Below are 20349 nucleotides of genomic sequence, written 5' to 3' on the forward strand. Positions count from 1 at the left end.
GCTTCTGAAGCTGCTAGCGTATTGGTTAAAAGCTATGGCGATGGGGTTCGCCGTAACTGCACGCAGAACATCGCTGCTGATGACTCCTACTCAAAGGTAGGAGTTATTTTGCTTAAATCACGTCCTTTCTCTCAATCCGAATTCGTAAGCATACTGCGTTACCTTGTGCGCTGGACCCCCGTTGGGGTACTCGCGGGTATTCTGGGCGGCTCGGCCTCAGCTCTTCTGCTGTGGTCCCTGGTGGTTGCTACCGATGTGCGCGAGAGCCATAAATGGTTGATCTCGCTGCTTCCCCTGGCTGGCCTTCTGGTCGGCGTTCTCTATCGGAGCTTTGGAACCTCGGTTGAGGCAGGAAACAACCTGATTCTCGATGAGATTCATGATCCAAAGCAAACCATTCCGGTGCGGATGACGCCACTCATCCTGATGGGAACTTTCCTCACTCACCTGTTTGGCGGTTCGGCAGGGCGAGAAGGAACAGCCATACAAACAGGAGCTTCGCTCGCTGATCAGTTGGCGAAGCCATTTCGCATGAATCCCCACGAGCGTCGCATCTTGTTGATGGCCGGCATCAGTGCCGGTTTCGCCTCCGTATTCGGAACGCCGCTGGCGGGAGCGATTTTTGGAATGGAAGTTCTGGCCTTTGGTGTGATCAGCTATAGCGCGATTGCACCGTGCTTCATAGCTGCCTTCATCGGTGATCTCACCACCAGCGCATGGGGTGTTCACCACACGATCTATCGAATCACGGATATCCCAATTTTCGATGTAAGAAAGATTTTTATCGCTGCAATAGCCGGGGCCGTGTTTGGCCTGGTGGGCAAGGGATTCGCCAAAACAACTCACGCGATCCATCATCGTTTTAAGAAGCATGTCGCCTGGCCTCCTCTGCGGCCCTTTATCGGCGGCATCCTGGTCGCAGTTGCCGTATTTACTCTCGGCACGACGAAGTATATCGGGCTCGGCATCCCTACTATTGTTGCGGCTTTCCATGGGCGACAAGCCCCTTACGATTTCGCCGCCAAGTTTCTCTTTACAGCGGTGACGCTGGGAGCAGGTTTTAAAGGCGGTGAAGTAACACCGCTGTTCTTTATCGGTGCCACTCTCGGCAACGCCCTCTCGTATGTGCTTCCCCTGCCACCGTCCCTTCTTGCGGGAATGGGATTCGTTGCGGTTTTTGCCGGCGCAGCCAATACGCCTATCTCGTCGACCCTGATGGCGATGGAATTGTTCGGCGCCGAGGCAGGCACGTATGCCGCAGTTGCATGCGTGGCCAGCTATTTATTTTCAGGGCACGCCGGAATTTATCTCGCGCAGCGTGTGGGCAGCAGCAAACATCTTCACCTGATAGAAGAGGAAGGCCTATCGCTGGCGATGGTCGCCAAGCGGCGTAATCACCCTCATCTGGAAACATCTTCTGCGCTTGCTGACTCACAGCTTACAGAAGACGAACTTCAGGCGGAATAAGTTACTTTCCAAACATCCGGCTGTGTGAGAAGTTGACGAAGGATCGAAGTCTAAATCGCTTCCGGCTTGTCGCAGCCTAACCTTCAAGGCTGAGGATCTCGCTATTGTGGTTCTCGGAAGCTCCTTCATGACATTTGTCGCAATTTCCTTTAGAGTCCGCTGGACTCTTCGAGATAAGGACATAACTCAGACCGCGGGTGTTCCATGTGACCACATGAAAGGATAGTCGGTATTGGCTATGAAGGCTATCCTGGGCCAGTACACTTCCCTCTTCTTTTCCGAAATTGCCATCTACGCCTCGTTCGTCTTTCTTCCCGCTTATGCAGGAGACATCGGCGCCAGTTGGGTAGCAGGAGCCGGGCTCGTAGGCTACATCGGCGCCTCCAGCGTCGCAGGCCGTCTCGGTCTTGGCGCTCTGGCGCCGAGATTCGGTTTGATGAGGATGTATCAGGCTTCCTATCTGATCCTGCTGATCAGCTTTGGAGTATGGTTGGCGGCAGACTCCTACACCGCACTTGTGATCTTTGCCCTCCTCATGGGAGTTGGCTATGGCGGGATCGCAACAACGTCGCCAGCCGTGACTGCCTCTACCTTCGGCATCGAAGTATTGGGCGAGCTCCTCGGCATCCTCTTCCCCGGATTGGGAGCTGCATGCCTCGTCAGCCCACCGGTCGCAGGCGTCCTGGTAGACCACTTCCGCGACTCCAAGTGGCCAGTCTTCGTAGCCTCTGTCCTGGGCCTGTTCTTCGCCATCCTGCTACAGAACTACGCCGACAAACCAAAACGTCCTAACACGCTCCGGCACGCCTATATCTTCCGCAATCTAAGCTGCTTCCGAGATTTCGATGTCGTTTAGCGCCCGCTTGCGAATGCACCGTGAGCCCAATGCTAGCGAGATATCTTATCCTGCCGAGCAAATTATCGATTTCGTTCAGGAATGATTAAGGTTGAAAGTGCGACAATCGGCAACTGATGCGGTTACTCCTAATCGAAGACGAACTGCGACTAGCAGAGAACATCATCATCGCTCTACGCGACTCAGGCTTTGCTGTCGATCATGCAGCCGATGGAGATGAAGGCCTGTCTTATGCCAAACAAGGTCTTTTTGACACCATCATACTTGACCTAATGCTCCCAGGCCGCGATGGCCAAAGCGTTCTTCGTATCCTCCGACAGAACAACATTCATACGCCGGTGCTCATCTTGACTGCAGTTGAGGGGAAACAAACCCTTGTCCAACTTCTCAACACGGGTGCCGATGACTATCTTGCGAAGCCATTTGATCTTGGGGAGTTGATCGCTCGAGTCAAGGCACTCATCCGTCGCTCCAAGGGAGCATCAGCTCCCTTGCTGAAGTTTTTAGACATTCAAATCGACACGGTTCACCAAACCGTGTCGCGAGGCGGAATGTTGATCGATCTTTCCCCAACGGAGTATCGCGTCATTGAGTATCTAGGCTATCGACCGATGGCGATCGTGTCGAAGCGGGAGCTCCTGGAACACCTCTATGACTACGACTGGGAGCACCATTCCAATGTCATTGAGGCGCATCTATCGAACCTGCGTAGAAAATTGGGCCACACCGAAACCAGTCCTGTAATTGAGACTATCCGGCATCGTGGATATCGGGTGCGAAAGGACCCAGGCTAGTGGAAAAGACCACATCGATCACCAGGCGGCTGACGGTTTCGGTATTAGCTTTGGAACTCTTGGCAGGAATTATACTGATTGGGGCCGTGACAATTCACGAGCGGCATGTCCAATTTGAGACATTTGACGCCAACTTGCGGGCCACATCGAACGCGCTGCTAGGTGCCGTGCAGGAAGGAGAAGGTAGCGATGGAAGCGTCATTCTGGACCTTCACAATCTTGATATCCCAAAGAGATCTACGTTTCGTGTCACAGACGAACATGGGAGAGTCCTCGGAGCAGGAGGCCCTGATCCGCCCGTCTACCTAGCGCCGGGTGAATTTAAGGATGTCCCCATCGACGGTCATACCTATCGATTCTTCTCCATGAGTGGAGATCGGCTCGTAGACCCTGGATATACTCGAGGCGTACGCCATCACATCACTGTTGTTTGCGGACAACCCGAAGGACGGGTGTGGCACGAGATCATTGAGGCTATTCGCTTTTTTGCTATCGCGACCATTGCCCTTCTTGGCATCACAGCCGTTTTTCTCTCCTGGCTCATACGCAATTCTCTGCTGCCGATCCGTGAGCTGGCTAACGAAGCCGACAAGATCAACTCAAATAATTGGCAATTCAACAGTCCTCCTAGCGCAAAGGAGTTTACGGAGCTCAGTCCCCTAGCCTCGGCAATCGAGAGGACCATCACTCGACTACATCGAGCCTTTGAGCAACAGCGGCAGATGACTAACGATGCGGCCCACGAGCTTAAGACGGATATCGCGATCATCAAATCATCGTTTCAAGTCATCGCGATGAAACAACGCAGCGTAGGGGAGTACGAGAAAGGTATCGCGATTGGGGTCCGCGATATCGGTCGACTGGAACAGACTGTCCAGAAAATGCTCACCCTGGCCCGTCTTGATCAAGGTCAGCCATCGGAGTTTCATTCCTGCCGGATAGACGATGTCCTGCTGGACACACTGTCGCAAAGTTCTGCATTCGCAGAAGTAAAGAACATCAGCATCAAAACTAAGCTTGAAGCGGGAGAAAGCGTCCCTATTGGGCGCGATGACGCAGTCCTTTTGGGTTCGAACATTCTGATCAATGCCATCCAGCACAGTGCGCCGCGGTCCGAGCTTCAAATCGTGTCCGCAAAGGTTGGACACACGGTTAAGATCACGGTCCGTGATCACGGCCGAGGAATTCATGAGGACGATCGTCCGTTTCTGTTTGACCCCTTCTATCGTGGAGACCCGTCTCGCAGCCGTAAGAGCGGTGGAACCGGTTTGGGCCTATCGATATGCAAAGCTATCTGTGATCGAGCCAACGGAACGATCGAAATAGAGAATCATGCTGACGGAGGAGCTATTGTGACGATCACTTTGCCGGTGGCTACAAGGTCCTCTGATCCAGAAGATCCGTCGGAGAACTAATCGGACAAGGTTTCATTTCTGAGAATAATCTTGTTTGGGCAGCGCATATTCAGGTTGGCTTAAGGCTCCGCCCTCCATACTTCAGACTCCGACAGCAATGTCGAGCCTATCGTTAGGAGTTCTGATCTATGCGTCTCCGTAAAGGGATGATTGGCCTTGCTCTACTCTGCGCCAGTGTGGCAACCGCCGCGGCACAGCACTATCACGTCTCCGAGCATTGGAGGGTTGGTGGCCAGGGAGGATGGGATTACCTGCTCTCCGACGATGCCGCCCATCGCCTTTACATTGCGCATAATGCTCGCGTCGAGGTCATCGACACGACGACGGGCAAAGTCCTTGGCGCGGTAACGGGATTTAAGAGCACCCACGGTATTGCACTCGATCCCAATGGTCGCGTTGGCTACATCAGCGATGGAGCAGGCAATGCTATCGGCATCTTCGATAGAAAGACATTATCTGTTCTCAAGACCGTACCAGCCGGTACCAACCCTGACGGCATTGCGTTCGAACCGACAACGAAGACCGTCTGGGCATTCAATGGCAAGAGCAGCAATGTCACGGTGCTTGATACTGCCTCGAACCAGGTCATTGCGACTATCCCGCTCCCCGGTAAACCAGAGTTTCCCCAAGTTGACGGCCACGGCTCCGTCTTCGTCAACATAGAAGACAAAAATGTGATCGTGAAGCTCAATGCAGCCTCACAGAAGATGGTCGCGACATGGTCTCTGAAGGGATGTGAGGCACCGTCGGGAATGGCGATCGATCACGCCAAACATCGTCTCTTCTCAGTGTGCGACGGAAATAAGATGGCTATCGTAGACTATGGAACCGGTGAACTCCTCAGCCTGGCAACCATCGGGGACTCGCCGGATGCGGCCGCCTTCGATGCGAAGCGGGGTCTGGCTTTCTCATCGAATGGTGGCGACGGTACTCTTAGCGTCATCGATACGACCAAGCCGACTTTCCCTACGGCAACCAGTCTTCCAACGGCTAAGGGGGCTAAGACAATGGCTTTTGATGCCACGACGGGGCGCATCTTTATTGGGGCAGCAGAGTATGAACCCGCGCCTGCCTCCTCGCATGCTGTACCCCATCCTCGGGCAGCTGTGGTACCAGACAGCTTTCAGGTAATCGTCGTTCAACCCTGAGGTCTTGTAAGTTCACTGCTCGGAGGCTCATCTTCGGATGAGCCTCGCTATTCGAAAAATACGCGAGACATTTCAGTAAGGCTTAAGGTTGACCTCTTAGGCTACAAAGATGGCTGAAGGGATATTTTCCTTAAGTGAAACCGTCGCCGTAATCGCGCTGACATTGGGGAGTTCGTCGTTTGTTGTCGCACAACAAAGCGATCCGCCGCATCATGTGTCATTGACCGAAGCAATTCAGCAAGCACAGACCAACGAACCGATCTTCGCAGCGGCACTTGCAGCGCAAAGGTCCACGAAGATTGACAGCTATCTTGCCAAAGCCGCGCTGCTTCCTTCCGTCACGTACCACAATCAAATGCTCTATACCCAACCCAACGGTCAGACGAACCAGGGCGGCCAGGTTGGTGCTCAGGCGTCACCGATATTTATCGCGAATAACGCCATCCATGAGTACACCAGTCAGGCATCAATCAATGAGACGATTGGGCTAAAACAACTTGCCGATGCACAGGTCGTAGGAGCGAACTCTGCTCGTGCCAATGCCGAACTGGAGATTGCACGACGGGGCCTTGTATCTACTGTCGTCGCCCTCTACTATACGGTCGCAACAGCTGAGGAGAAGCGAAAGGTTCAGCAGGAGGCATTCCAAGAGGCGCGGGACTTCACTGATTTGACTCAGAAACGAGAGGCAGCTCGCGAGATTGCTCACGCTGATGTCGTCAAAGCTGAGCTCCAGCAGCAGCAAAAGCAGCGTGATCTCGCCGACGCAATCATCATCGCCAATAAATCGCGTCTCGAGTTAGCGGTGCTGCTCTTTCCTGACCCACGAACGGTGTACACCACGGATTCCCCTGGCGCACCGCCAGCGCTTCCCACACGGGATGAGGTCGATCGACTTGCCTCGGCCAACAACCCAGAGATTCGCAGTGCGCTTGCCGATCTGAGTGCGACGAATGCTGGAGTGAAGTCTGCGAAATTAGCCTACCTCCCGGATCTTGCATTGAACTTCACCTACGGAATCGATGCCCCGCAGTTCGCCAAGCGCGGGCCTGACCAAGTGAAAAATCTCGGCTATTCCGTAAGCGGCACTCTCGATATTCCAATGTGGGACTGGTTCTCGACCCAGAAGAGGGTAAAGCAGAGTGAGATTCGCAGAGATGCTGCGAAGGTTACCTTGACTGCAGCGCAGCGTCGCCTCATCGCCACACTCGAAGAGAGTTACGCCGAGGCTGCTACCGCGCGCGATCAGCTCGATCTCCTTGACCAAAGTGTTCGCACAGCAAATGAGAGCCTCCGCCTCACCAAGCTCCGCTATACCGCCGGCGAGGCGACGGCGCTCGAGGTCGTCGACGCTCAAAACGCCTATCTTACCGCACAGACCTCTCAAGCCGATGGGCTTACTCGTTTCGAAACCGCCTTGGCGGCACTCCAGGTTCTAATAGGAAGCCTTTGAACTATGAGATTCAACGATAACGCTCGATCGATCCCATTTGGCCTCATCTTGAACGGAGCTCTGCTGTGCTCCATCGGCCTGACTGCCTGCAAAAAGGCCACGGATGATACCGCGCAGTCGGTCGTTACGGTCGAGGCGGAACATCCTGAAGTTGGCGACATCTCGGAGCACATCGTGGCTGATGCCAGTCTGTCGGCATTGGCACAGGCCGCCATCTCACCCAAGATTACAGCGCCGGTGCGCAACTTCTACGTTCAACGCGGCTCGAAGGTAAAGGCCGGTCAGCTTCTTGCCATACTCGAGAATCGCGACCTGTCGGCACAGGCTCTCGACAACAAGGGCCAGTTCACTGCCGCCCAGGCCACCTACGACATGCAGACGAAAGCGCAGGTACCGGAAGACTATGCCAAGGCGGAACTGGACGTGGCACAAGCCGGAGCACAGCTGCATCTTCAAGAAGAGATCGTAGCTTCTCGCAAAAAGCTCTTTAAGGAGGGAGCGATTGCCGGGCGAGACTACGACACGGCTATAGCGGCGCTTGCACAGGCACAGGCGGCTTACGATACCTCCAGAAATCATCTCTACTCGTTGAAGAGTGTGAGCCGGAGTGCATCCCTCCAACTCGCTCAGGGCCAGCTGTCTTCCGCCAAGGGGAAATATGAAGTAGCAGAAGCGCAGGTCTCATACTCTGAGATCCATAGCCCTATCGACGGGATCGTCACGGAACGCCCGCTATTTGCAGGGGAGACAGCCAACACAGGAACCCCGCTGGTTACAGTGTTGGACACCTCCTCTCTGCTCGCGAAGGTCCATCTATCGCAGATCGTTGCCCAACGCCTCAACCTCGGAGACAAGGCTGCCATCACTGTTCCGGGTGTTGAGGAGCCTGTCTCAGGCAAGGTGACTTTGATCAGCCCGGCTCTCGATCCTGGAAGCACGACCGTTGAGGTCTGGCTAAAGATCGACAACAGCACCAGCAAGTACAAGGCAGGCACACCAGTCCGTGTCGCGATCATCGGACGAACCGTTCCCAAAGCAGTCAAGGTTCCAATCTCCTCCATTCTCACCGCGGAGGACGGGTCGAAGTCCGTCATGGTCGTGAACGCAGCTGGCACAGCCCACAAGGTAAACGTCCAACTCGGAATCAATGATGGCGAGGACGTACAGGTGACACAGGGGTTGAATGGCACTGAGACCGTCATCACAAAAGGCGAATATGGCCTTGACGAAGGGACTAAGGTCGCCGTGGGGAAAACAGACGCAATGGGAGACGAGAAATAATGAACCAGCTAACTGTTGCTCCGGCTACCCCCTATTGGCTTGTTCGCTTTCGCGGCCCGATATTCTTTTTTCTGATTGTCCTTTCTATCGCCGGCATTTTCACGGCGCAACGCGTTCCGATCTCCGTCTTTCCCGACACCAACTTCCCTCGCGTGGTTATTGGTATCGATAATGGCGTGATGCCTGTGGAACAGATGCAGATCACGGTAACTAAGCCCATCGAAGACGCGGTCAACTCGGTTCCCGGACTCGCAACCGTACGGTCAACAACCAGTCGAGGCTCAGCTGAAGTCAGCCTGTTCTTTGACTGGAATGTTGACATGTTCCATACGCTGCAACTTGTCGATGCGGCGTTGAGCAAGGCGCGCCAGACACTGCCAGCTACCGCGTCGATAACGACGAATCGCCTGACCTTTGCAACCTTTCCAATCCTGGGCTACAGCCTCACCTCCGACCGTCTTTCCCAGACACAACTATGGGAGATTGCTACGTACCAGCTGAAACCTCCGATTAACCGTGTTCAAGGAGTCAGCACGGTAACAATCCAGGGTGGCAAGGTACCTGAGTACCACATCGTCCCGAACATGGCGAGGATGCAAACGGCCGGTGTCACCATCTTGGACATGGTAAATGCGGTGCAGGCCTCGAACATCATTGATTCGCCCGGCTTGTATGAGGCGAATCATCAGCTGATCCTAGGTCTTGTTGGAGCTCAAGCCCACGATGCCCATGATCTTGGAGGGCTAGTCGTAAAGACCACCGCGAGTGGAAGCGCGGTTCGTGTCTCTGATGTGGCGACGGTACAGCCAGGAGTCTTACCCGTCTACACCACAGTTACGGCGGACAATAAATCCGCTGTTCTTCTCAACATCACTCGCCAGCCGGCGAGTAATACGGTCGCAGTCGCGGACGCCGTGGCGGTCCAGATCGAACAACTCAAAAGAAATCTGCCCGCAGGTGTTCAACTTAAGCCTTATTATGACCAGTCCGAGTTAGTGCGTGAGAGCATTCGCAGTGTCCGCGATGCCATCCTGATCGGTCTGGGCTTAGCATGCATAATCCTCTTTCTCTTCCTGGGCGACTGGACCTCTTCCTTGGTGGCAGGTCTTGTAATCCCTGTGACCGTAGCGATCACGGTGCTTGCTCTCTGGGTATTGGGTGAGAGCTTCAACCTTATGACACTCGGTGGGTTGGCCGCAGCCATTGGTCTGGTGATCGACGACGCCATCGTTGTCGTAGAGAACATCGTCCTGCACCGAGACAGCGGCGAGTCACGTGCGGAAGCAGCGCGGGTAGCTCTACGCGAGATCGCTGTACCACTCGTCGGCTCAACCATAACCCCCGTTGTGGTCTTTCTACCTCTGATCTCGGTTACGGGTGTTACCGGAAGCTTCTTCCGCGCACTGGCCATTACCATGACCGTCGCATTGCTCACCTCCCTGATGCTCGCAGTTACCTGGACACCCGCATTAAGCCTCGTGCTTCTCCGAGATCGTTCGTCCCATCCTGCGCGCCATGATGAATACGGCCGCGCGATGACCACTGTTCTTCGTTGGCATCAGCGGACCTTATCCTGGGCCTTGTCGCGGCCCTTCATACTGCTTGGCCTTTGCGGGCTTCTTGTGGTCGGCACATGCGTTGGCTATCAGGCCTTGGGTTCCGATCTTCTGCCATCTATGGATGAAGGCGGATTCATCCTGGACTACATCATGCCGGCAGGCAGCTCTCTCACCGAAACGAACCGAGTCCTCGAGCATGTCGACAAGATCCTCCATTCCATTACTGAAGTGGAAAGCACGTCACGCCGTACCGGTCTCCAGATGGGGCTCGCTGCCGTAACTGAAGCTAACACCGGCGATATGACGGTGAAGCTCCGGAAAAACCGTAGCCGCGACATCGACGAGATCATTGCGGAGGCCCGATCCGAGATCAAGAAGACAGAGCCGCAGATGGACGTTGAGTTCGTGCAGGTACTTCAGGACATGATCAACGATCTCTCCAATGCGCCTGAGCCCATTCAGATTAAGCTCTTTGCAACCGACTCGGAGCTTCTCACAAACATTGCGCCGCGTGTTGGAGATGCGATCAGCAAGATTCCCGGCGTCGTTAGCGTGGAAAATGGCATCGAGAACACCATTAGTGGCCCGGCCACCAGCTTCCAGGTGAATCCTACCGTTGCCGGTCGCATGGGCTTCACACCGCAGGAAGTGGCCGAAGATGCTACGTCCATTCTTGATGGAGTCACCACAATGGTTCCGCTTATTGCGAATGGCCGCCCGTATACAGTGCGCGTACGCTTGGGGGATGAGACGAGGCTATCACTCGACACCATCGAAAACACAGTCTTCAATAGTGTAACGGGAAAGTTGGCAACGCTAGGTTCCCTTGCCCAGGTTATGCAGCTCCCGCCACAGAACGAGATTCGCCGCGAGAACCTTCAACGGATGGTCGTCGTTACGGCACAGCTCGAAGGTTCTGACCTAGGAACTGCAATCGCAAAGGTGCAACGAACCGTAAGCGCCATGCACCTGCCACCTACAGTTCGTGTCGAATACGGAGGCACTTACCAGGAGCAGCAGCAATCCTTCCATCAGCTTCTTCAGGTGCTGCTCATCTCCCTTGCTCTCGTCTTTGGAGTACTCCTGATCGAATTCCGGAATTTCTCGGCGCCGCTAGCGATCCTGACCTCTTCCATCCTTTCAGTGGCAGGCGTGGTTTTTGCACTCTTAATTACCGGTACGACGTTTGATGTCGCATCGTTCATGGGCCTCATCATGGTGATAGGGATTGTCGCGAAGAACGGAATTCTTCTACTCGATGCCGATGAACAATATCGAAAGGAAGGCACCTCGGCGATGGACGCAATGCTTCATGCCGCGCAACGACGACTGCGACCTATTCTGATGACCGCAACTGCGGCAATCTGCGGAATGCTGCCGCTCGCTTTTGCCCTGGGCGCAGGATCGCAGATGCTGCAGCCCCTCGCGATCGCCGTCATCGGAGGACTTCTCATTTCTATTCTGCTGAGCCTCATTGTGACGCCGGTGGTGTACTACCTTCTTACCTCGCAACGTCACGATGTGGCATTAACAGACGTGTCGACCGTGTAGGGTGATAGTGGCGTATCTCCACCTCCCAGGGATTTTGATAAACCTTCAGCTTTATCGGAGTTCCAAATGGCATGGCTCGCTTGGTCACCTCTATCCGCATTGTTCGTCTCATTCACAGCGATACCTCGTGAGTCGGAAGCCAATCTCTAGACGATGTTCAGTCATAGCGTCTCTTCCGCTTCGGGAGCCAAGAGGGGAAGCGTAACGAGAAAGCTGGTTCCATTCATCGGATCGGACTTCGCGGAGATCGTGCCGCGATGCGCGTCGACGATCCACTTTGCGATGGAGAGACCGAGGCCGGCCCCTCCTTGGTCTCTATTTCGTGAAGTATCAGCACGATAGAACCGATTGAAAATCTTATCGATATCGTGTGCCGCAATACCAATTCCAGTATCCGTTATTTCCAGGGTGGCGTTCGTTTGCTCGGAGTAGAGCAACACGCTGATCTCCCCGCTAGGAGGCGTGTACTTAATCGCATTGTCGACCAGGATAGTTACCAGACGGCGCAGGAGCGAAAGATTGCCTTCCACCCAGCGATCCGCCTCCACGCCGATTCCGACAGACTGCTGTTTCACCTCGGCACGCGCTTGAAGATGTGTGCAGGTTTCTTCTACGACCTCGGAGAGCGGCACGCGGCATAGCTGTATATTCTCTTGCTCTACGTCAGCACGCGAGGCTGCTAGTAAATCGTCAAGCAATTGAGTCGTTGCTTCGCACTCCAACATGATTGTTTGCAGCGCCTTCTGATACTCGCTAGGCGTTCTCTCTCGCTTCATAGATATCTGCGCAGTCGCAAGCATGACCGTGAGTGTCGTCCGCAAATCGTGTGAGATGTCAGCCGTAAACTGTGTCAGACTCTCTACCGCGGTTTCCAGTCGAGCCAACAGCTCGTTCCAGGCCACCGCAAAGCGCTGGACTTCGTCTCCGGTGGGCGGGACGGGTAATCTCTTTCGAAGATCGCGAATACTGATGGTTTGCGCTGCCCGCGTCATGCGGTCGATGGGCTCCAGAGTGCGATTCGCCAGGAGCAGTCCCCCAATGACTGAAATGACAAGCAGTAGCGGGATGCTGACAAGGTAGGAATTGCGTACCATTCGCAGAATGTCATAGTGTTCATCGACCTGGCCGGCGAGGGTAACGCGAACCTTTTCGCCGCGAAGTGTGATTACTTGCTGAATGAGACGCATGTGCTTCGTTTCAATCTTAACCATGCTGAAGCATGGAAGGTCACACCGCTCAGCGGGCCAGGAGAAATCTTTGATATCCCCTTTGTACGGGTAGATGCTGCGACCGTCGAGACTGCTTATGCGCAGTAGGTCACTTTCGGGGATAACGGTACTGAATTGATGAATCAGAACGGGTAGCGGGACCGTCGTGGTGGACTGGGGGGCATCATTGACGAAATGAGTCAGTCGATCGACACGCCGTTGCAGCGTATGCTCCCGCGAACTGGCGAGAGCTCGCCGCAGGTAAAAGAAAGAGAACGCTCCAAGCGTACCCATGCACGCTATGGTCAGCGTTACATACCACAGGCATATCCGTACTCTAAGCGATCGGTGATTGGGAAGCACTGTTTGGCGAGAAGCAATACCCGATCGAACGCATTGTGCGTATCAGACTGGGCTGTCCTTTCATGTCGATCTTGGAGCGCAGGCTTGATATGTAAAAGTCAATTGAGTTGTCGCTGACCTCTGCGTCGAATCCCCAGCCAGCTGCGATCATTTGATCACGCGTCACAACTTTGCTCATCCGGCGCATCAATAGATCGAGAATCAGGAATTCCTTCCGGGTGAGAGGGACCTCCACCCCGTCCTTACGCAGGATCTGCTCCGCCTGGTCGAGGATAAGAGAGCCGACCGCGATCTTGTTGTCAGAAGCGTTATGGCTGCGGCGGCCTACGGCCCGCACCCTGGCTAGCAAGTTGTCGAGCTGGAACGGCTTCGTGAGATAGTCATCTGCTCCAAGGTCAAGACCACGAACCATGTCAGACATGTCACCGCGAGCCGTCAGCAGCAGAATCGGAATTGACAAGCGCTTGGCGCGAACCTTGGTCAGGATAGTAAAGCCATCGATGGCCGGGAGCATGACGTCGAGCACCACCAGGTCGAAGTGTTCGTGGTTGATGAGATCTATGCCCTCGTCGCCGCGGTGCGAGAGAAAGACATTATGTCCGTCTTCGGTTAAGCTCTGCTGCAGAACCCCGGCGATTCTTTTGTCATCTTCTATGACAAGAACGTTCATAGGTTGATTGAGCACGAGAAATGTGAACATTCAACTGTGATTCCGTGAATAGTAGGTTACTCAACGCATTCTCTCAGTTTCGTCTCAGGAAGGTCAGTTTGAATCGGATCATTCCTGATCGCAACGAGTCATGCGGAGTTTCGTCCGCGTCCGACACTCCCTTGCGATGAGGTGAGGAGAATCGGTCGTCCATGAAGACTATTGCTGTTGTAGTTCTAATTGCCTCTCTCCAGACTGTGCCTCAGGCGGTTGCCGCGGACGCATTAGTGCCCGCTGCCCACAGGCCAAAGCTCATAGTCGCGATCGCTGTCGATCAGTTCCGGTTCGACTACACCACACGTTTCCGCGCACGATACCAAGCGGGTCTGTTGAAGATGCTGTCCGAGGGCGCAGTCTACGTGGATGCGCATCAGGATCACTATCCAACTGTCACCGCAACGGGACATGCCACATACCTGAGCGGTTCTGTGCCAGCGACAAGTGGCATCATCGGGAACGAATGGTATGACCGCAAATCAGGTAAGGTAATCACCTCTGTTGAGGACGCCGAGACGAAACTACTGGGTGTGGACGGAGAGAAGGAAGGTTCTTCTCCTCACAACCTGATAGTGAGCACGGTAGGCGATGAACTAAAGATTGCCGACCGTAACACCTCAAAGGTGATCGGTATTTCGATGAAGGATCGTGCGGCCATTCTACCGGCAGGCCGGATGGCAGATGCTGCGTATTGGATCGATAACACATCGGGCGCTGCTGTCAGCAGCACGTGGTACCAGCAACAGTTGCCCGACTGGATCAAGCAGTTCAACAGCGAGAAGCTTGCCCTCAAGTCGCTCGGTGCAAGCTGGTACGCACTCGGCACAGGCTCCTCTCCATCGGATAAGCCCCTGATGAAGCTCCCGTCGACCGTCGGAAAAGCTTACTTCTCACAGTGGGAGGAGACCCCGTTTGCCAATGACATGCTCGAAGAATTAGCCGAGCGCGTAATGAGCAATGAGAAGCTTGGCAAGCATGATCAGACGGACATTCTCACGATCAGCTTTTCGGCAAACGACCACCTCGGCCATGCAGTTGGACCCGATGCGCCTGAGGTCGAGGACATGTCGGTACGCACCGATCGCACAATTGGAAAGCTTCTGGATGCCGTAGTGAAACAGGCAGGGGGCAGGGAGAACGTCCTTGTCATTCTCACCGCCGATCACGGTGTCGCTCCCGTACCTGAAGTGAACCAGCAGCGAAAGATGCCTGGTGGCCGTCCCGACAAAGCGGCATATATCAATACCGTGGAGTCCGCCCTTGAGAAAAAGTTCGGCGAAGGCAAGTGGGTCATTGCAACTCAGGAGTCCGGATTCTATCTCGACGACGAACTCATCGAATCGAAGAAGCTGAAGCACAGCGCTGTCGAGGATGAAGTCGCCGCGACGGTGATGAAGCTTCCTTATGTCGCTCGTTCTTATACCCGCACGCAATTGATGAAGCACGAAGGAGCCCATTCGCAGATTGATGAGTATATCGCGCGTGCCTTCTACCCGCAGCGCGGACCGGATGTTCTGGTTGTTCTCAAGCCCTACTACCTTTTCGGTAAAGAAGGAACATCACATGGTTCTCCTTACGACTATGACAGCCATGTTCCGCTTCTCTTCTGGGGCGGCGGAGTAGCCCCGGGCGTTTACAGCGAGACGGTCGGCATCAGCGACGTTGCTCCAACTCTCGCGGCAATCCTTCGTATCCAGGCTCCGAGCGGTACCGTGGGCCACATTCTGCCCGAGGTGGCTGATCCGTTCCTGAAAAAGACCGCCTCCAGCCTCAAGTAAAGAATTCATTTCACAAAGCATATTCAACCAGACCAGATAAGGGGATTATGAAAACGAAGAAGTTGTTTACAGTAGTACTCGGCAGCATGTTGGCAGGGCTTGCGTCGTGCGATGCGCCTGTTTCCGCGAATGCACAGAGCTCCCCGGTTACGCTGCATAGATCGACACCTCTGCCCGGCATTGAAGGCGATTTTGATTTCCTTGCAATCGATCTGAAGCGGGATCACCTGTTCATCGCTGCCGAAGAGAACCATACCATCGAAGTCTTTCAAGCGAGCACTGGCAAGCACCTGCAGAGCATCAACGGGGTGAAGACGCCGCACACCCTTGCCTACGTACCTGAGAAAGATGAGCTCGTCGTTGCGGACGGCGGTGACTCATCCTGCCTGTTCTTTTCCGCCGCAGACTTTCACCAGACAGACCGGATTCCACTGATTGATGGATCGGTTACGGGTAAGACTGATTCGCCGGACGTCGGCTACTTCGATGTGAAGCGCCGGATCCTGTTTATTGGTAATGGGGGCAAATCCGCCAACCTGCCTTACTCCGAGATCGCGGAGGTCAATGTCGATACTCACAAGATCGTTGGCAAGATTCGCGTGGAAGGCATCAACCTCGAAGCGATTGCCATCGACGAAGCGAGCGACAAGCTGTATGTCAACATTCGCGACAAGAAGCAAATCGGCGTCGTCGATCTGAAGGACGCGAAAGTCGTTGATTCGTGGACGACCCCGGATCTGAATCTGAATACGGCCATGTCAATCGACGCTGTAAACCATCGTCTCTTTGTCGTTGGCCGCAAGCCTGGCATGCTGTATGTCTTCGATACGACGACAGGCAAGGTCATGGACAAGCAACCGAGCGTGAACATCGCCGACGGCATGGCGTGGGACGCGCAGATGAAGAGGATTTATATCGCCGGTTCGCAGGGCCTCTCCATCTTTCACCAGGACAGCAAGGACCACTACACCAAGCTCACGGACATCCCCACGAACGGTGGCAAAACGGCCCTTCTCGTTCCGCAGCTGAAGCAGCTTTATGTTGTCCACCCGAAGACCTCGATCGACGACGCGGGCCTTCTTGTCTATCGAGTCAACCCGTAGTTCGTACCCAGGACCAAACCACCACTAAGGAGATCTTCGCATGAATACTCGCATACTCTTTCGTACCTTCGTCGCTGCCAGTCTGTTGACGGCACCGCTATTCACCGCAGCACAGGAACATCCCACACCTCTTCCGGCAAATTACATTCGTGTCAGCGCGCCGATGGCACAGCGTCTGACTGTTGAAACAAAGGAGAAGCATCCCGAGATTGTGAAGCTCGGCTTGCATGCCACGCCGCCCGCAGCCGGCGACAACGCCATCATTGGCAGCGACACACCGGCAAAGGTCGGCAAGAAATCTTCGGACAAGGACATGAAGAAGGTATCGGAGGCCAAACCGGCAGCCGAACGCATCGACAAGGATGGTATCTATGATCTCTTCCTGCCTCTGTCTGACGCAAAAGGCCGTGACATCGGTCAGGGCTTTGTGGTGATGGAAGTGCCTTTCAAGAACGCGAACAGTCCGGAGAAGGCACTCAAGATCGGCGAAGAGATTCGTGATGAGATTCAGCGCCAGATCCCAAGTCGAGACGCCCTCTACAAGTAACAAACCCAACCGTGCTCAAGGAGTTGACCGTGAAAAAGCTCGCCATATTTTTACTCCCACTCTTGTGCGTGTTCTCTGCCTTCGGGCAGACAGATCGAGGCACTCTGACGGGCACAGTCACCGACGGCGCCGGCGCACGTATCGCCGGCGCTGACGTGGAGGTTCATTCGCTGGCCACAGCGCAGGATCGCATCAGCAAGACCAACCACGAGGGTGTCTTCACCATTGCTTCCCTCCCGGTAGGAACGTATGTGGCGCGGTTCAGCGCCAATGGATTTGCGAAGAGGGAACTGGAAAACCTGACCTTTGATGCAGGCCAAACTCGAACGGTGGCGATTCAGCTGGCGCTCGAGAGCGTAACGTCGCAGGTGGAAGTGACAGCTGCAGACTCAGGTCTCTCCACGTCCTCCGCCGAGATTGGAGGAGTCGTGCACGGAAGCCAGGCGCAGGACCTTCCGCTGAACGGTCGTAACTACGTCAGCCTGGTCGCGCTTGTCCCCGGTGCCATCGATTCCGGCACCGGAACGCAGGATCAGGTTCGCTTTGCCGGACTTTCGGCGGAGGACAACTCCTGGCATCTGGACGGCGTGGATAACTCTGGTATCAATCACCAGTTTCAGAAGGTAGCAATCCGGCTGCAGCCTTCGACAGAAGCGATCGCGGAGTTTCGTGCAAACAGCACGGCGTATGGAGCGGACCAGGGCGGCACACCCGGTGGTCAGATCGAGCTGGTCTCAAAGTCGGGAACGAATAATTTTCATGGTTCTGCGTGGGAGTTCATCCGCAACGATGTCTTCGATGCTGCGCCTTGGGGGTCGAACGGCTCTCTGCCACCGCTGCGCCTGAACAACTTTGGCGCCAACCTCGGCGGCCCACTCCTGCGGAGCAGACTCTTCTTCTTTGCGAACTACGAATCGTTGCGTCAGGTCCTCGACCAGGTTGTAACCGGCTCGGTTCCAAGCGCGGCATACAGGGCAACCACACTGGCAAAGTCTCCATCGCTGTTCACCATTCTGTCCCAGTATCCCATCGGCACGGTTGCGACTAACAATCCGAGCGTCATGACGTGGTATGGAAGTGGACGTCAGGTTGACCACGAGGACTCGGGTCTGCTGCGAGTTGACTATCACGTCAGCGATCGCATGAGCGCCTTCGCGCGCTACAGCACAGATCACTACTCGCTGGTCTCGCCCGCCGATCTTACGGGTTCTGGCTTCACCACGGTTGAGACTCCGAATATTGTACTGGGTGTTCAGAACACGATCACATCGAGCCTGATGAATGACGCTCGTTTTGGCTTCAATCGCGCTGCGTTCACTCAGGGTGAGACGAACACCTTACCGTTCTCGGTCGTTGTGACGGGCTTCACCAAACTGGATGACGCAACAGGCTCTGTGCGCTACGACAATTCGTTTTCATTCGTCGACGATATGACCCTCGTCCGTGGTCGGAACACAATCAAATTCGGTGCTACCGTGCGGCGTATCCAGGAGAATAAAGCTTCACCAAGCGTTGCGGATGAGATCTATACATACACCAGCCCCGCGAACTTCACCAGCAACGTGATGGACTCCGACAGCTACGCCGGGGTTGTGCCTCTTACCGGCCAACGTATGACGCAGTCCTTCGGTTATGTGATGGACCAGTTTCAGATGTCATCGCACTTCACGGCGAATTTGGGCCTTCGTTACGAATACTTCGGTGTCGATCACGAAGTGCAAGGCCGCGGAATCATCGTCGATCCTATCAACTGCGCGAATGTTGTCTGTCCTGCGGGAACACAATGGTACCAGCCAAATCTCGCCGATTTTTCTCCACGCCTGAGCCTGGCCTGGCAGCCGCAGATCTTCGCGCGCAAGACAGCTATCCGTGCAGGATTCGGTATTTACTATGGAAACGGCCAGTTCGGTAACCTCGGCACTCCGATCGGTAATCTCGCGACTAAGTACACGCTCACGCAAAAGCAGGCGCCAGGACTGAGCTATCCGACCGCTCCATACCTCGGAGCCGTGTCTTTCAGCTTCAGTCCTTCCGGTTCGCCGATCAACCGTCGTGACACTGCATCGAATCAGTGGACCCTTTCGGTGCAGAACGAGATCGCGAGAAACACGATCTGGCAGGTCGCCTACTTCGGAAACAAGACGACCCACGCATTCTCTGATGTGACGCTCAACGGCGTCAATCCAGTGACGGGTCTTCGTCCATACGCTGGTTATTCGACAATTGACTATCGCGGATTTGCAAATGACGCTCATACGCATGCGTTTCAGACAAGCCTTCAACGCAGCATAAATACCGGTCTTCTGATCTCGGCGAATTATCAGTATTCCCACTCCATCGATAACGGTGGCCTGGGTGGTGGTGAAGCAGTTATTCCTCAGGATTACTACTGCCATCGTTGTGAGGTCTCTTCGAGCGATCAGGACATGCGCCACTACTTCTCAGCGAGCTCAATCTGGCGGCTTCCGATCGGTCGCGGTCATACGCTTCTGTCGCACGCGTCCCGCACAACAGAACTGCTTTTGGGAGGATGGCAATTTGGTGCAATCGGCACGGCACGCGCCGGTCTTCCTCTGAATGTCACGATGAGCCGTAGTGCGACCGACCTACCCGATCAGCTGAACAAGAACCAACGGCCTAATCGCGTTGTAGGAGTGCCTCTCTATCCCTCGAACAAGACGCCGGGGAACTGGCTCAACGTCGCTGCCTTCTCAGCTCCCCCAGTTGGTACGCACGGCAACGCTGGACGAAACATCGCGCGCGCGCCTGGCTTATGGCAGATGGATACCTCCTTGCAAAAGCGATTCTCTCTTACGGAGAGAATGGGCGTCAGCTTTAGAGCAGAAGCCTTCAACCTCTTCAACGTCGCGCACTACGGTACGCCCGCTGTCATCTGGGTGGCACCTACGGGGAATTCCGTGAACCCAAACAACTTCGGGGTCATCACAACATCCTTCAATAACAATCCCGTCGGTACGGGTACTCCACGCGAACTCCAATTTATGTTGAAAATTGACTTCTGAAGACCCACGTCCTCGTTGGGTCGTCTTTCAACCTGAGATATGGCCTTTGCCCATCCTTCTCCTCGATGGCACGATATGGGAAACGTTGGCGGCTTGG

The 20349-nt window shown here is 54.8% G+C and carries 14 protein-coding genes and 1 riboswitch; of the genes, 12 read left to right on the forward strand and 2 right to left on the reverse strand.

The window, feature by feature from the left end:
• Positions 1-27 precede the first annotated feature (27 nt).
• A riboswitch (Fluoride riboswitch) is annotated at positions 28-96 on the forward strand.
• Positions 97-108: 12 nt separating this feature from the next.
• The 8 genes from BDD14_RS07335 (at position 109) to BDD14_RS07370 (ending at position 11524) form a co-directional block, all read left to right on the forward strand.
• A complete protein-coding gene (locus BDD14_RS07335) occupies positions 109-1467 on the forward strand; it encodes a voltage-gated chloride channel family protein (RefSeq protein WP_130418227.1) in 1359 nt (452 codons plus the stop codon).
• A gap of 238 nt (positions 1468-1705) precedes the next feature.
• Positions 1706-2323 carry an MFS transporter gene (locus BDD14_RS07340; RefSeq protein ID WP_130418228.1) on the forward strand — a complete coding sequence of 206 codons (618 nt, stop codon included), beginning with the start codon at positions 1706-1708 and terminating at the stop codon, positions 2321-2323.
• A 116-nt stretch (positions 2324-2439) separates the two neighbouring features.
• Entirely contained in the window at positions 2440-3117 is a 678-nt protein-coding gene (locus BDD14_RS07345; protein WP_130418229.1) for a response regulator transcription factor, read from the forward strand.
• A 59-nt stretch (positions 3118-3176) separates the two neighbouring features.
• Positions 3177-4532: a sensor histidine kinase gene (locus BDD14_RS07350; protein WP_165419964.1), complete on the forward strand. Its 1356-nt coding sequence runs from the start codon at positions 3177-3179 to the stop codon at positions 4530-4532.
• Between the two features lie 128 nt (positions 4533-4660).
• Positions 4661-5680, forward strand: coding sequence for a YncE family protein (locus tag BDD14_RS07355; protein ID WP_130418231.1), 1020 nt, complete (start codon positions 4661-4663; stop codon positions 5678-5680).
• A gap of 109 nt (positions 5681-5789) precedes the next feature.
• Entirely contained in the window at positions 5790-7133 is a 1344-nt protein-coding gene (locus tag BDD14_RS07360; RefSeq protein ID WP_130418232.1) for a TolC family protein, read from the forward strand.
• A 3-nt stretch (positions 7134-7136) separates the two neighbouring features.
• Complete coding sequence (locus tag BDD14_RS07365; RefSeq protein WP_130418233.1) at positions 7137-8414, forward strand: efflux RND transporter periplasmic adaptor subunit; 1278 nt, start codon at positions 7137-7139, stop codon at positions 8412-8414.
• Positions 8414-11524 (forward strand): efflux RND transporter permease subunit, encoded by a 3111-nt coding sequence (locus tag BDD14_RS07370; RefSeq protein WP_130418234.1) that lies wholly within the window; start codon positions 8414-8416, stop codon positions 11522-11524. The genes BDD14_RS07365 and BDD14_RS07370 overlap by 1 nt, the downstream gene beginning before the upstream one ends.
• 161 nt (positions 11525-11685) lie before the next feature.
• On the opposite strand, the gene BDD14_RS07375 is transcribed toward BDD14_RS07370, so the two are convergent.
• Positions 11686-13026, reverse strand: coding sequence for a sensor histidine kinase (locus BDD14_RS07375; RefSeq protein ID WP_130418235.1), 1341 nt, complete (start codon positions 13024-13026; stop codon positions 11686-11688).
• A 43-nt stretch (positions 13027-13069) separates the two neighbouring features.
• Complete coding sequence (locus tag BDD14_RS07380) at positions 13070-13795, reverse strand: response regulator transcription factor (RefSeq protein ID WP_242617803.1); 726 nt, start codon at positions 13793-13795, stop codon at positions 13070-13072.
• Positions 13796-13956: 161 nt separating this feature from the next.
• Between BDD14_RS07380 and BDD14_RS07385 the strand changes: the two genes are divergently transcribed.
• From BDD14_RS07385 to BDD14_RS07400, 4 genes are read left to right on the forward strand one after another with little or no spacing between them, the layout of a single operon-like run.
• Positions 13957-15579 (forward strand): alkaline phosphatase family protein, encoded by a 1623-nt coding sequence (locus tag BDD14_RS07385; protein WP_130418236.1) that lies wholly within the window; start codon positions 13957-13959, stop codon positions 15577-15579.
• Positions 15580-15626: 47 nt separating this feature from the next.
• Positions 15627-16682: a YncE family protein gene (locus tag BDD14_RS07390; RefSeq protein WP_130418237.1), complete on the forward strand. Its 1056-nt coding sequence runs from the start codon at positions 15627-15629 to the stop codon at positions 16680-16682.
• A gap of 40 nt (positions 16683-16722) precedes the next feature.
• Positions 16723-17229, forward strand: a complete 507-nt coding sequence (locus BDD14_RS07395; RefSeq protein ID WP_130418238.1) for a hypothetical protein — start codon at positions 16723-16725, stop codon at positions 17227-17229.
• A gap of 29 nt (positions 17230-17258) precedes the next feature.
• On the forward strand, positions 17259-20252 hold the full coding sequence (locus BDD14_RS07400) for a TonB-dependent receptor (protein ID WP_130418239.1): 2994 nt from the start codon (positions 17259-17261) through the stop codon (positions 20250-20252).
• Positions 20253-20349 lie beyond the last annotated feature (97 nt).

It is taken from the genome of Edaphobacter modestus, from assembly GCF_004217555.1.
Taxonomy (GTDB): Bacteria; Acidobacteriota; Terriglobia; order Terriglobales; family Acidobacteriaceae; genus Edaphobacter; species Edaphobacter modestus.

Bases quoted from the DNA above. Each gene is read 5' to 3' on its own strand.
- BDD14_RS07340 (WP_130418228.1), top strand. From the start codon at position 1,706: ATGAAGGCTATCCTGGGCCAGTACACTTCCCTCTTCTTTTCCGAAATT.
- BDD14_RS07345 (WP_130418229.1), top strand. From the start codon at position 2,440: ATGCGGTTACTCCTAATCGAAGACGAACTGCGACTAGCAGAGAACATC.
- BDD14_RS07380 (WP_242617803.1), bottom strand. From the start codon at position 13,795: ATGTTCACATTTCTCGTGCTCAATCAACCTATGAACGTTCTTGTCATA.
- BDD14_RS07360 (WP_130418232.1), top strand. From the start codon at position 5,790: ATGGCTGAAGGGATATTTTCCTTAAGTGAAACCGTCGCCGTAATCGCG.
- BDD14_RS07370 (WP_130418234.1), top strand. From the start codon at position 8,414: ATGAACCAGCTAACTGTTGCTCCGGCTACCCCCTATTGGCTTGTTCGC.
- BDD14_RS07390 (WP_130418237.1), top strand. From the start codon at position 15,627: ATGAAAACGAAGAAGTTGTTTACAGTAGTACTCGGCAGCATGTTGGCA.
- BDD14_RS07395 (WP_130418238.1), top strand. From the start codon at position 16,723: ATGAATACTCGCATACTCTTTCGTACCTTCGTCGCTGCCAGTCTGTTG.
- BDD14_RS07375 (WP_130418235.1), bottom strand. From the start codon at position 13,026: ATGGGTACGCTTGGAGCGTTCTCTTTCTTTTACCTGCGGCGAGCTCTC.
- BDD14_RS07385 (WP_130418236.1), top strand. From the start codon at position 13,957: ATGAAGACTATTGCTGTTGTAGTTCTAATTGCCTCTCTCCAGACTGTG.
- BDD14_RS07355 (WP_130418231.1), top strand. From the start codon at position 4,661: ATGCGTCTCCGTAAAGGGATGATTGGCCTTGCTCTACTCTGCGCCAGT.
- BDD14_RS07365 (WP_130418233.1), top strand. From the start codon at position 7,137: ATGAGATTCAACGATAACGCTCGATCGATCCCATTTGGCCTCATCTTG.